This window comes from Lysinibacillus mangiferihumi, from assembly GCF_003049665.1.
Taxonomy (GTDB): Bacteria; Bacillota; Bacilli; order Bacillales_A; family Planococcaceae; genus Lysinibacillus; species Lysinibacillus mangiferihumi.
The window spans coordinates 33,769-47,625 of record NZ_PYWM01000035.1; the positions used below are offsets into that span (position 1 = coordinate 33,769).

Annotated in this window: 10 protein-coding genes; all 10 read left to right on the top strand. The window is 38.0% G+C overall.

The window, feature by feature from the left end; all coding sequences use genetic code 11:
• Window positions 1-3: 3 nt before the first annotated feature.
• The 10 genes from C9J37_RS23010 (at window position 4) to C9J37_RS23055 (ending at window position 13,443) form a co-directional block, all read left to right on the top strand.
• The gene (locus tag C9J37_RS23010) at window positions 4-1,359 is read left to right on the top strand and encodes a diaminobutyrate--2-oxoglutarate transaminase (protein ID WP_107897264.1); all 1,356 of its coding nucleotides are present in this window, start codon (window positions 4-6) and stop codon (window positions 1,357-1,359) included.
• Window positions 1,353-2,765: an MFS transporter gene (locus C9J37_RS23015; RefSeq protein WP_107897265.1), complete on the top strand. Its 1,413-nt coding sequence runs from the start codon at window positions 1,353-1,355 to the stop codon at window positions 2,763-2,765. Before C9J37_RS23010 ends, C9J37_RS23015 begins: the two co-directional genes overlap by 7 nt.
• Window positions 2,755-4,449, top strand: a complete 1,695-nt coding sequence (locus C9J37_RS23020; RefSeq protein ID WP_107897273.1) for an IucA/IucC family protein — start codon at window positions 2,755-2,757, stop codon at window positions 4,447-4,449. Before C9J37_RS23015 ends, C9J37_RS23020 begins: the two co-directional genes overlap by 11 nt.
• The gene (locus tag C9J37_RS23025) at window positions 4,415-6,208 is read left to right on the top strand and encodes an IucA/IucC family protein (protein WP_107897266.1); all 1,794 of its coding nucleotides are present in this window, start codon (window positions 4,415-4,417) and stop codon (window positions 6,206-6,208) included. The genes C9J37_RS23020 and C9J37_RS23025 overlap by 35 nt, the downstream gene beginning before the upstream one ends.
• Window positions 6,195-6,977, top strand: a complete 783-nt coding sequence (locus C9J37_RS23030) for an HpcH/HpaI aldolase family protein (protein ID WP_024364021.1) — start codon at window positions 6,195-6,197, stop codon at window positions 6,975-6,977. Before C9J37_RS23025 ends, C9J37_RS23030 begins: the two co-directional genes overlap by 14 nt.
• Window positions 6,970-8,187, top strand: coding sequence for a type III PLP-dependent enzyme (locus C9J37_RS23035; protein ID WP_107897267.1), 1,218 nt, complete (start codon window positions 6,970-6,972; stop codon window positions 8,185-8,187). Before C9J37_RS23030 ends, C9J37_RS23035 begins: the two co-directional genes overlap by 8 nt.
• The gene (locus C9J37_RS23040; protein ID WP_107897268.1) at window positions 8,184-10,007 is read left to right on the top strand and encodes an IucA/IucC family protein; all 1,824 of its coding nucleotides are present in this window, start codon (window positions 8,184-8,186) and stop codon (window positions 10,005-10,007) included. Before C9J37_RS23035 ends, C9J37_RS23040 begins: the two co-directional genes overlap by 4 nt.
• Window positions 10,008-10,121: 114 nt before the next feature.
• Window positions 10,122-10,685, top strand: coding sequence for a cupin domain-containing protein (locus C9J37_RS23045; protein WP_107897269.1), 564 nt, complete (start codon window positions 10,122-10,124; stop codon window positions 10,683-10,685).
• A gap of 265 nt (window positions 10,686-10,950) precedes the next feature.
• Entirely contained in the window at window positions 10,951-11,892 is a 942-nt protein-coding gene (locus C9J37_RS23050; protein WP_107897270.1) for a ring-cleaving dioxygenase, read from the top strand.
• Between the two features lie 507 nt (window positions 11,893-12,399).
• Complete coding sequence (locus tag C9J37_RS23055; protein ID WP_024364014.1) at window positions 12,400-13,443, top strand: AI-2E family transporter; 1,044 nt, start codon at window positions 12,400-12,402, stop codon at window positions 13,441-13,443.
• Window positions 13,444-13,857 lie beyond the last annotated feature (414 nt).

Here is a 13,857-nt window from a genome sequence, read left to right on the forward strand (position 1 = left end):
AACATGGCAACAGAGAATGTTCAAGAAGAATATTTGATGTTTCAAAGGGAGCGTGAATCCAATGCACGAGCATATTCACGACATTTCCCATTTATTTTACAAAAAGCGCAAGGTGTAGTTGTGACAGATGTAGAAGGCAAACAGTATTATGATTGTTTAGCTGGAGCGGGTACATTGGCCTTAGGGCATAATCATGATGTCATCATAGCAGCTATCAGGGAAGTATTGGATCAACAAATACCACTTCATACATTGGATTTAGCAACACCGTTAAAAATAGAATTTATGAAAGAAATCTTCTCTGCTTTGCCAGAGGAAATGAAACATACCGCAAAAATACAATTTTGTGGCCCGACTGGAGCAGATGCGGTCGAAGCGGCTATTAAATTAGTGAAACATGCTACAAAAGGCAAATCTATTTTAGCTTTTCAAGGGGGATATCATGGCTCCACACAAGCAACAATGTCCATGAGCGGTAATCTATCTAAAAAACAGCATTTGCAAAGCTTACTGCCAGATGTACATTTTCTACCATTCCCTTATGAATTTAGATGCCCATTTGGTGTGGGAAATGGTATGACTGCAACGATTAGTGCACAATATATCGAGCATTTATTGGATGATTGTGAAAGTGGTGTAGCTAATCCATGCTGTGTAATTGTAGAAACGGTGCAAGGAGAGGGAGGTGTTATTCCAGCGGATGTAATCTGGCTACAGCAATTGCGAAAAATAACTGCAGAACGAAATATCCCATTAATTATTGACGAAGTACAAGCAGGGATAGGGAGGACTGGGAAGATGTTTTCATTTGAGCATGCAGGCATCATTCCTGATGTGATTATATGCTCAAAAGCGATTGGTGGTAGCTTGCCAATGTCTGTCGTCATTTATCAGGAAGCTTTAGATCAATGGCAGGCAGGTGCGCATACAGGCACTTTCCGAGGAAATCAATTAGCAATGGCAACGGGATTAGCAACATTAAAATATGTGCGCGAACAGCGTGTATTGCAAAATGTTGAAGAAAGAAGTGCCCAATTTTTTGAAGGGTTGCATCAATTGCGACGACTGTACAGTGAAATTGGCGATGTGCGTGGAAGAGGATTAATGATAGGTGTAGAAATTGTTAATCCTAATAAGCCGTTCGATCGTCTTGGGCACTATCCTCCAGATGGCGAATTAGCCGCTATGATTCAGAAAAGATGCTTTGAAAATGGATTAATTATTGAAGTGGGTGGACGTAAGGGGGCAGTACTAAGATTTTTACCACCCCTTATCATCAATAAAACTGAAACCGAAAAAGTATTAGATATATTTGCCGAATCTGTACAACAAGCGGTTGAGCTGTATACATTATGTTAAACATTCAAGCTATGAAGAAACATTCAGCCTTACTTGCCGTTTTTATCGCTGCCTTTTCACTCGTACTTACAAATAGTTCCTTTAATATTTTATTACCGAGCTTTATGCAGCTATATGGCATTAGTGCTAGTTCGGCAGGTTGGGTCATTTTAGCATATCTCTTGTCAATGACCATTACTATGCCTCTCACACCATTAGTCGTAGACCGCTTAGGTAGAAAAAGGGCGTATATTGCGGGTGTTGCAATATACGGACTTTCTTCTATCATAGGTGGATTATTCGATCAATATGTTCAAGTGGTGTTGATTGTCCGCAGTCTTCATGGCATTGCAGGTGGCATAATGATTCCACTATCCCTTAGTTTATTGTTTGATGTTTACGAGAAAGAAGTACATGGACGAGTGGCGGGGATTTGGGGAATACAGCTAACAGTAGCGTCTATTATTGGTCCAACTGTTGGAGGGCTTATTATTCAATTTGGTCAATTACAATATCTATTTTGGCTGAATGTTCCTTTTGCCATCGTATCGTTATGTCTATGTGCTACTCAAATTAATTCATATCAAGTTATGCGCAAAAAAGAGATGGATTTGTTTGGCATTATTTACATGGTACTAAGTATTTTAATGCTAAGTGTCAGCATTCAACTGTTTTTAAAGCAGGTTCTTCCTACGTGGCTATTAGTCATGATGCTAGTAGGTGGTTTGCTTTTATTAATTCGATTTATTCAGGTAGAAAATAAGAAAATCGAGCCGCTATTAAATTATAAGTTATTACAACGCAAAACAATTTTCGCCATCACAGTGCTAATTGCTGCAATACAAGATGTCGTGATGCTTGGGGCAGTTTTTGTATTGCCACTACTATTTCAGGAAGTATATCAACTCCCGTCTTCCGCGGTAGGTGCGATGTTCATTCCGACAGCCATTTTTACAAGTTTGTTTATGTGGTTGGGAGGACATTGGATGGATAAAGGGAAATCTAAAAATTTTATAGTAGTCGGCATCGTGATTGTCGCCATATCTATTATATCCTTTTCTTTTTTACCAAAGTCTGTATCCATATTCGTATTGATTTTGTTGATGATTGGCAGGGGGATAGGCGGAGGTCTTTCGAATATGACTGTCACAACAATTGGTCTTCATACACTTTCACAAGAGGAGTTACACGAAGGCTCAGCATTAGCTAGTACGATTGAACGGTTTTCTTCGTCGTTTGCAGTCATGTTATTAACGATTTATTATGACTTCAGATGGAGCATGTTATTAAATGCAGGTCTTTCCGTAGCAGACGCAAAATGGATGGCAATCAAAGAAGAATGTATGATTTTAGGGAGCATCATGTTGGTTACTGTTCCTTTTGTCTTATATATAACAAGAAAGAGAGTTGACATTGGTGTTCATTAAAGAAGGAGCTTTGCAAAGTCATCATGAAAAGCAAGCCGCTATTTATAGTTGTAAAGTGTTGTTAAATTGTTATTTGCGAGAATGCTGTGAAAATCAAAGAAAGCTACTGAAAGTTAATAGGAAGGATCATACATTTTCTCTACATTTTCAAGCAAGTCATGAAACGATTATTGGCAAGTTTACTTTTTATTCGCCGAATGGTGAGCATGAATATGCATATTTTTCCTTGCAAAATGGCCAAGCTTTAACCTTGACCTTCCTTGCTTCATTAATTGTTCAGGAATACTTGCAATACAAGAAAGCCATCACACATGACCATGTACAAAATTTTATAGCTAGAGTGGAAAATAGTTATCAAAACATGGCTGTATTTTTGAAACATGCGACAAGCAACCTTATAAACGATTACTTGTCTTCTGAACAATCACTCCTATATGGTCATCCTTTCCATCCATATCCCAAAAACACGGTGGGCTTTACATTACAGGAAGTAGCGACCTATTGCCCAGAATTACGTACTTCATTTCCGCTTTGTTACCTTGCTGTTCGATATGACATCTTTCAAGAAACGTGGGTCACTGAAAGTGCAGCACATGAATTTTTGCAAAAGTTTGAATACGATATTCGCCAGCAATTAAAATTTGATGATGATAATTATCGCATATTGCCGATGCATCCTTGGCAATATGCTTATGTGCAAACATTAGAGGCAGTGCAAGAATTTGAAAGACAACAAAAAATAAGATTTTTGGGAAGTAGCGGTCCTGTTTGTTATCCAACATCATCTGTTCGAACAGTCTATATTCCACAATTTAAATGTAATTTGAAGTTGTCTCTGTCAATTCAAATTACCAATATGCTTAGGATTAATAGCCAAGAGCAAATGACAAGAACTCTAGATGCGGCGCATTATTTGTTAGCACATGATTGTTTTGTAGAAGAGCACTATACAAAGGTTCTTTATGAAACAGGTGTCTGTACGTGCCGTTTTGAAGAGGAAGCATTAACAGCTTTATTTACGATGGCGTATCGACCAATGGTGCTAGACGAAAAATCAACCTATGTTGTTGCTAGTTTAGTAGAAGCGCCCATTCAAGGGAAGCCTTGTCGACTTTATGAATGGTTGAAAGGACAGAATGTGGAGCAATGGTTTCGACAATATATAACGATTTCTTTATTGCCAATTGTTAGACTCGCGGATAAAAAGGGCATTCACTTTGAAGCGCATTTACAAAATACGCTTATAACGCTTCGGGAAGGTAAACCACATATTTTTTGGATACGGGATTTAGAAGGCGTAAGTATCGAACAAGAAAAAGTATCTACACATAGACAAGCGCAGGGACCTTTGTTTTATGAAAAAGAACAGGCGTGGTCAAGGACAAAATATTATTTCATGGTAAATCATCTAGGGTCATTTATACATGCGCTTGCAAGAGATTTTCAGTTAAGTGAAGCCCATTTTTGGCAAATTGTACGAGAAATGCTACTTGAAGAATGGGAACAAACACAGAATGAGCTAGTAGCGCATCTGTTAACGACATCTGTATTTTATGCTAAGAAAAATTTGTATAGCTGTTTAATTGGCAAAAGTGAAACACCAGAATATGTTGCAGTTAAAAATGCTTTGTATAAGGGGAATGAATTGTATGAAATTGATGACAGCTTTCATGCCAGTAAGTGAAGCATCCTATAAGACAGTACAGGAGAGATTGAAGTGCCAAACATTAGAGGCATTGCTTTTTGAAGAAATTATTCCAGTAACGAAAAATGGAAAATATTATAGTTTCCATGGACAAAATGTTCAAGGAGAGACGGTCCTTTATACATGTGAAGCAGTGGAAAAATGGTCATTCGGTCGAGTGAAAGTGAAACCGTATTCCATTCAAAGAGAAGGAGATACCAATGTCAGTATCTATACTTTTCTGGAAGAAGTCGTTCAGCAGACGTTAGACGGTCAGCATACAAGGACATTTGTTCAGGAGTTATTGGAGACCTTTGTGAAGGATAGTCAGGCAAAGAGCAGTCAGCCACCGTCTATACCGGCAGAGGATTTGCACTATGAGGCATTGGAAAGCCACATGATTGATGGTCATCCGTATCATCCAAGCTATAAATCCCGAGTTGGTTTTACTTTAGCAGATAATCATTTGTATGGTCCTGAATTTAATCAGGATATAGCGTTGACTTGGCTTGCTGTTCGTCGGCATTTTGTAGATATTGCCGTATTAGAACCAACTGCAATCAATGAGATGTATCAGCATCATTTACAGCCAGAGGAGTTAGCGCATTTTACACAACAATTACGAGCGCAAATAGATGAAGATGAACAAGCTTATGTTTTTCTCCCCGTTCATCCGTGGCAATTTGAACATATTATAGCGACCGTTTTTTACCCACAAATCGCTGATAAGACGATTATTATATTAGGGAAATCAGAAAGCTCATATCGAGCACAGCAATCCATTCGCTCGTTATCAAATCGCCATAGTGCACAAGCGAGTTATTTAAAATTACCTCTTAGCATTACAAATACATCTACTAGCCGTATTTTAGCGCATCATACGACTCAAAATGCGCCTATTATTAGCGCTTGGCTAAATCGAATTATTAAAAGTGATGAATATTTGAAAAATTGCCAGTTTGAAATTTTAAAAGAGACAATCGGGGTATCTTTCCGCTATCAAAAATTATCTGTTATGCAATATGCAGTGGCTTATGGAACATTAGGCGTAATCCATCGAGAAAATATTGCGCAATATTTGCAAGAGGATGAACAAGCGTGGCCATTAAATGCATTGATGCATAAGCAAAAAAATGGCGAGGCGTTTATTCAGCAGGCGATTGCATTCTATGGGGTAGAAAAATGGAGCCGAGCCTTAATCGAAACGCTGGTAACGCCAATTGTTCATTTACTCTATGTCCACGGAATTGCGTTAGAATCTCATGCGCAAAATATTATTCTCGTATTAAAAAATAATTTTCCGCATCGAATCATTATTAAGGACTTACATGATGGTGTGAGGTTTTGTTCTTCAGAGCTCCTTCATCCGGAATGGGAGCCAAAGTTAAATCCAGAGCCAGCCACACATCGACAATTTAATCGGTATTCATTTTTAAAAACAGCTAAAGTTTCAGAAGTAAGAGATTATACATTCGATGCTTTCTTCTTTATCTGTATGACTGAACTTTGTTTTACGCTTGAGGAGTTTGGATTGCGGGAAGAGGATTTTTGGCGCACCTGTACGGAAGTTATTTTAGCTTATCAGCAACAACATCCTCAATATAAAGACCGTTTTCAAACGTTTGATTTATTTGCAGCGGATGCTTTAATCGAGGAAATGACAAAAAGACGTATTTATGGTGATCAAACATTGTATTTTAGAAAGGCTCAAAATCCTTTACTACAGGCATTGGAGTTTTTGAAAAATGAAGAGAAATAAGTTGAAGGACAAAATAAAACGTCATCAAACGGTATATGGGTTATTTGTTTCGATTCCTCATCCAAGTGTAATCGAATTAATTGGTCACGCTGAATTTGATTTTGTCATTATTGATTTAGAGCACACGACAATTGATTTAGAAATATTGGAAAATATGATTCGTGCGGCAGAGCTACTCGAGATAACCCCACTTGTAAGAATTGCAGAAATAGATCGTACTTCAATCTTAAAAGTATTGGATTGTGGGGCACAGGGTATTGTCATTCCACATGTAAGTTGCAAAGAGCAAGTCAAACAGGTTATTGAGTATAGTTATTATCATCCGATTGGGCATCGGAGTTTGAATAGTGGCCGCCCTGCAGCTTTTGCCAAAGAACCTTTAACTGAGTATATTGCTGCAGCCAATGAAGAAATTATGATGATTCCAATGATTGAAAGCATAGAAGGCATTCGTAATTGTAAGGATATTTTATCACTACCACAAATCGGATTTGTTTTGGAAGGAGCGGCAGATTTATCGCAATCATTAGCCGTACCTTGGCAAATTGAACATCCCCAAGTGCAGAATGCGATCGAAGCGTTATATGACATTGTAAAAACTTGCCATATACCGTATGCGACTGTTTCAAGAGAGATGCATCAGCATCGACGATATGCTGACAAAGGTGTACGCATCTTTGTGTTAGGGGATGACCGAAATACAGCGTTTCGAGCATATCGACAAAAGAAAATGGACTATCAAAATATAACAGGAGGCCAATATGAGTGATTCGTTACTAGCTGTTATTCAGTCATTAAATACTAATAAAACAGCGCCTGTTTGTGCTTATATTTACGACTTAGATGGTATTCAAGCACATGTAAACCGAATGCTTCAAACTTTGCCAAAGCAAATATTTTTGTTTTATGCGATTAAAGCAAATCCTGATCAACGAATCATTAAGGCCCTTTTACCATATGTTCGTGGCTTTGAAGTTGCTTCTATCGGAGAATTAGTAAATGTGCGTGCAGTGTCTGAGGATGTACCAATCTTATTTGGCGGACCTGGAAAAAAGGATGCCGAATTGGAGATGGCTATACGCCAAAAGGTCTCATATATTCATGTTGAAAGTTTATTAGAATTGCGACGTATTCAAATGCTCGCACAAAAATTAAATAAAAAGGTCGATATTTTATTACGCATAAATTTACGTACAAATGCACTTCCTGAAACAAAAATTACGATGGGAGGTACTGCGAGTCCATTTGGTTTGGACGAGTCAGATATTCAACAAGCGGTGGCACTTGTACGACAAGACCCATTACAGCTTGTACAAATTAAAGGTTTCCATTTTCACTCATTATCGAATAATGTGCATGCATCATTGCATGTAGAAATGGTACGACTTTATGTGCAAAAAGCACTTGACTGGCAACGCTTGTATCAATTAGATGTGCAAGTACTGAATGCCGGAGGTGGATTTGGTGTTTCCTATAATGAAAATGAAGAACCATCTTTTGACTGGCAACAATTTACGTCCTTATTACAAGCTAGTGATATTTTGCAGGATTTAAATGGCATCCAACTCTTTTTTGAGCCAGGGAGATTTCTTGTAGCTGATTATGGCTTTTATGCTACAGAAATAGTAGATATTAAACAGTCCCATCAACAGTATTTTGCCGTTGTAAGAGGTGGCACACATCATAATAGATTGCCAGCCTCATGGGGACATAATCAACCATTTCAGCTTTATGCTAGTGAAACGTGGACATATCCATTCCAACGACCTAGCTTGCACAATAAGAAGGTCCATCTAGTTGGGGAATTATGCACGCCAAAGGATCGATTGCATACAGATGCTTTTATGTCTTCCGTTCGTGTAGGTGATATTGTCATCTTTGAAAAATCAGGTGCATATTGTTGGACAATTTCACATCATGAATTTCTGGGTCATCCTCATCCAGCATTTTATTATATCCAAGGAGGACATAGTCAATGATCGTACAGCAAAGTGTATCAGCAAGAGAAAGAGCTACAGAAATTATTAAGAAGGACTTAATGGATGCATTTTTAGTCGAGCAGTTTTTTAACGGGGATACGTATTCAAAGCAATCCCTTCAAGATGCAGCGAAAGAAATAAGTGCTTTATTTGCCCATTACCATCCGCATGAAGTAGAGGTCTACATAGGAAACTTTTGTTTTCTTGTTGAAAAAAGCTATAAGCAGGGTGAGCAATGGGTGCGTCATTCTCCTATTTATCGACGAGTGGCTGGACAGTGGCAGTTAATCGTGTCAATTGAAGAGCTTGCCACATCCATTTTGCAGATTAGTCTCTCTGCCAAAGCCTACCAGCATCCAGCAGTGGCAGATTTTTTAAAGGGGCTAATAGTAGCTGTTGAGCAATTAACATTGAGTATAGAACAAATGAATAATTATGATGCATCAGCTCCTCAAACACCATACCAATGGCATGTCAAAGGAGAGCTGATCGCTTCGTTTCGAGATCGGCCATTTCATCCACTTGCGAAAGCTAAAATTGGATTTTCAGCGCAAGATTATCAACAATATATGGCGGAATTTGGTCAACCCATCTCACTTCGTTGGGTCGCCATTCGTCATGATGTGGTAGTAAAAGGGAATGAGCAAACACCCATCCAATGTTTTGATTTACTCGAGGAAAAGCAAAAGTATGAGATGGCGCAAGAATTTGAACGAAGAGGTTTACGGCAAAGTGAGTACATGATGATGCCCGTGCATCCATGGCAGTTACAAAACATTATTTTAAAAGATTTTGAGCAGGAACTAGCCGATGGAACGATTGTTATATTAACAGCAAAAGCAGGCGATTTATGTGCGACTTCATCCTTACGTTCTTTAGCTTTTAATCAACCGTCAAGCAGGATGCTCAAACTACCAGTAAGTGTACTTTCTTTAGGTGCATCGAGATATTTGCCTGTTGTTAAGTTGTTAAATGGTCTAGCAGGTGAAAAGTTGCTGCGACAAGCCATTTCTTGCGACCCTATATTAACGGAAAAGGTTATTTTATGTGAAGAACAAAATTGGTGGGGGTATATGCCTGAAACGATGGGGCTGTTTGATGACCATCCCCGTCATCTAGCGGCGCAAATACGCATTTATCCAAAGCAGCTTTTAGATGAGAACTATAAAATCATTCCGATGTCATCTTTAGCCGTAAATTTAAAAGGTCATCATTATTTAGATGAACTCTTCGGCCAAACTTTAACAAAACAGCAAGCAATTGATTTTTATACAGAAATGGTAACGATGTTTTATGAAATTGCCATGAGATTATTCAAAGTTGGGATTCTGCCTGAAATACATGGTCAAAATTGCTGTCTGGTACTAAAGAATAATCAAATCCATCGTTTATTGTTCAGAGACCATGACTCCGTTCGTCTTCATCTGCCTTATTTAGAACGCCATCATATTCAAGATCCGCAGTATTATATTCGACCAGGTTATTCCAATAGCTTATATAACGAAAGTGTGGAGAAGCTGATTTTTTATATTCAATCATTAGGGACACAAGTAAATTTAGCTTCCATTATGGAGGCACTTGCACAAGTCTATTCGATTTCTGAACGAACTTTATGGTATACGACGAAGCAGGCGTTAATGAAGGCTGTAACAGTTGTTGATATTCCAGCAGCAGATAAAGTAAGGTTATGGAAAGTTTTATTTGAGCAACAACAATGGCCAGTAAAACTGATTATTCGACCGCTGTTAGAGGCGGATGGTGTGCCAGGAGCGATGCCTTCTGGAAAAGGGCAAGGGTATAATCCATTTTGGAATTTATAAAGTGAATTATATTGCTGAAAATTGGTTGGGGTTTTGCATATTCTCCTACGATTGGGTACATTTTGACAATAAGTTGCATAGAATAATTTTAGAATCTGTGAGAGGATTGAGAAAATGTACTATGCTCCTTATTATGCCAATATACCAATGTATAGCTATGGAAATCAGTCTGTTCACTGGCCTGTTCCATATGAAGCAGTACGACCGAATAGTGCCTATCCATATCAAGCTGTCAACGGAAATAACAGTCAAATGAGCACCGATTATGGGCAACAGCCTTTTGTTGTAAATATGGAGGAGGCAACCAAGCGGAACAATACGTACCGTACTGCTCTATGGACAGGAAGCCATTTGCAAATTACGTTAATGAGTCTCAATATTGGTGAGGATGTAGGGTTAGAAATGCATCCACATGTCGATCAGTTTGTCTATATTGAACAAGGGCATGGGACTGTGCAAATGGGGTCGAGTAAAGAAAATTTAAGCTTTACACAAAATGTCCATGATGATTACGCAATCGTAATACCTGCTGGAACTTGGCATAATTTAACCAATATAGGGAATGTGCCATTAAAGCTATTTTCAATCTATGCTCCTCCTAACCATCCATTCGGAACTGTCCATGCTACAAAGGCGGATGCAATGGCTTCGCACGGAGGCTATGGTCAACACAATTAATCACGATAATAATTTTTCATAGTAGAAGCAGAGTTGTTGATGTATAGCAGCTCTGCTTTTACTATGCCAAGCTAAACTCAATTTTTGGATGATATATTGACGAAATTAAAATTTACGTGCTATAATTATCTTGAATTCAAGATATATTAATTCGAGATAATTAAAACGAATGTGCAAAGCATTCTCTAATTAGAAGTTTGAAGTTGCACGTAGTTAGAAAACATATACAAAGAAAATAATTTATTTATGAAGGGGAACTGTTACTATGAACAAACATACAGAAGGAATTCACCACATCACAGCTATTGTAGGGCATCCACAAGAGAATATTGATTTTTATGCGGGGATTTTAGGTTTACGGTTAGTAAAACAAACAGTCAACTTTGATGACCCAGGCACGTATCATCTTTATTTTGGTAACCATGCTGGTAAGCCAGGAACAATTATGACGTTCTTTCCTTGGCCAAATGCTTATCAAGGGCGTATCGGCGACGGTCAAGTTGGTGTAACAACATACGTTGTACCACAAGGAGCACTACCTTTCTGGATTCATCGCCTTGCAAAATTTTCTGTTCCATTTAAAAAAGCTGAACGCTTTGGAGAACAAGTCGTTCAATTTGATGACCCACATGGGCTTCATATTGAATTAGTAGCTCGTGCAGAAGGTGAACGAAATAATTGGACATTTGGTGAAGTTACACCAGAAGTTGCCATTAAAGGTTTCGGTGGTGCAACGCTTTATTCAAGCCATCCACAAGAAACAGAAAAGGTATTAGTAGATGTGATGGGGCTTGAAAAAATTGCAACAGAAGGCGATTATGCTCGATTCAAATCAAGCGCTGACATCGGAAATATTATAGACTTAAAAACGGTATCAGGCGTACGTGGTCACATGGGGGTCGGCACAGTCCATCATATTGCTTGGAGAGCAAAGGATAATGCAGATCATTTAGCGTGGCAAGAGTATGTGATGAATCATGGGCAGCATGTGACGGAAGTAAAGGATCGTAACTATTTTAACGCTATTTATTTCCGTGAAGCAGGTGAAATTTTATTTGAAATTGCGACAGATCCACCAGGATTCGCGCATGATGAAACATTGGAGACAATGGGGAGTCAATTAATGTTACCGTTGCAATATGAACAACATCGAGAACAGTTAGAAAGCGCGTTAATCCCGATTCAAGTACATTCATTAGATGAATAAAAGGGGGGGAGTTATTTGACAGGCGGGTGAATTTCCTTTGGATTTCTTGAGATTTTCATCGAATCATTCCTTACCTATTCTAATTTGGAGATACTTCTGAAATATCGTACTGAAATTAACATAAAACAAAAGAAGTTGCTTTGGATATGATAGTTTATAAGGGTATAATAGAATTATTAAAATTTTGGCTATAACGCTGATGTAGCTTTCAATACACATTAATCGTATTGTCTTTCATTCTAATTCGAAAAGTATAAAAAATCTATTTTACAATGGATTTAACTTCTTGAAATAGGGTTGTTGATGAAGATAACACCAAACTGGTTTTATTCAACGGAGTCATGGAAATACGCTTCTAGACAGAGGTTTTTATCCCCCCTAAACTCAAAGGACCATAAAAATGATAAATATTGATAACTAATAATTTTGTCTACTTGCTTAATATATTTCGCGTTCTGTAAGTTGGCAGTAGAGGCAGCGAAGCCGTTTTGTAGAAGGAGTGAATGCATGAGTAATTTTTTTCGAAGTAATGGATTTAAACGTTTTGTTATTCTAGCTGGGATCGCTGTTGCACTTTATTTAATGCGGAGTATGATTAACCTTATTCTTCTGACATTTATTATAACCTACTTAATGAATGAGCTTTCTACTAAGGCGACAAAAGAGTTTAAACGAATCGCACCCATTAATGAAAAAGCGATGATTGTCTCCCTTTACCTCTTACTTGTAGCTGCTATTATTGCGGTTATCTATAAGTATTTGCCGGTTGTAACCCAACAAATTACACAGCTTTTTGATTTGATTGCAGCTTTTAATCTCAATCCGAACGATAATGAGGTTGCGAGATATTTGGCTCCGACATTTGAGAAAATTGAACTCGGAAAATATTTAGAACAAGGTGTTGACCTTACGTTAAAAAATTTAACGAACATTGGGAAAGTCATTTTGCACGTGTTCATCGCACTTATTTTAAGTTTGTTCATCCTTTTGGAGAAGAAACGAATTATTGAATTTACTGCAAAATTTAAAGATAGTAAAATTGGTCCGCTTTACGACGAGTTAACATATTTCTCTAAAATATTTATTCGTTCTTTTGGAAAAGTAATTGAAGCGCAATTTATCATTGCTGCGGTAAACTGTGTTTTATCCGTTATTGCTCTTTCTATCATGGGCTTCCCACACTTAATTGCACTTGGAATAATGCTTTTTATTCTTGGTTTAATTCCTGTAGCAGGGGTAATTATTTCATTGGTGCCGCTTAGCATTATTGCTTACAGCATCGGTGGACCGATGTACATTGCTTACATTCTGATTATTGTAGTGGTGTTGCATGCGATTGAGGCTTATTTCTTAAATCCAAAGCTCATGTCTGCCAAAACAAATCTTCCTATTTTTTATACATTTATCGTCATTCTATTCTCGGAGCAATTCCTCGGGGTATGGGGATTAATTATCGGTATTCCATTGTTTATGTTCCTGCTTGATATTTTAGGTGTAACGTCTTTAGAGGAGGAAACCCAACGATCTGTAGCTATCAATGACCATAAGTAAACTAAAAGAGACTGGGACATAAGAGAAAAAGTGTTAGATTGACTGCCATCAATCTAACACTTTTTTGCTATGCCGTTGTTGTCCGCTACGGCGGTGCTTTCCGCTCAGCACAGTAAGCCGCAACCCTCGCTAGCGCGCGGTCTGTTGCGTCTTACATTGTGTGCTGTTCTGAGCTGGAGTCACCGCCTTCGCTATCAACAACTAGTGAACACTTCTAATTTTTTTATTGCAAAAGTAAGAATAGCTAAGTTCTCCATATAGCAAAAAATTATGAACAGCTTTCGTCTGTTTCTTAAATTTTTTTAGTTATGTCCCAGCCCTTTTCTTACGATTAGTCAATCTTATTTAAAGAATAATTTATATTTTTTATGAGTGTGAAGTGGTGAGGGACATCCCTCACCACTTCACACTCAT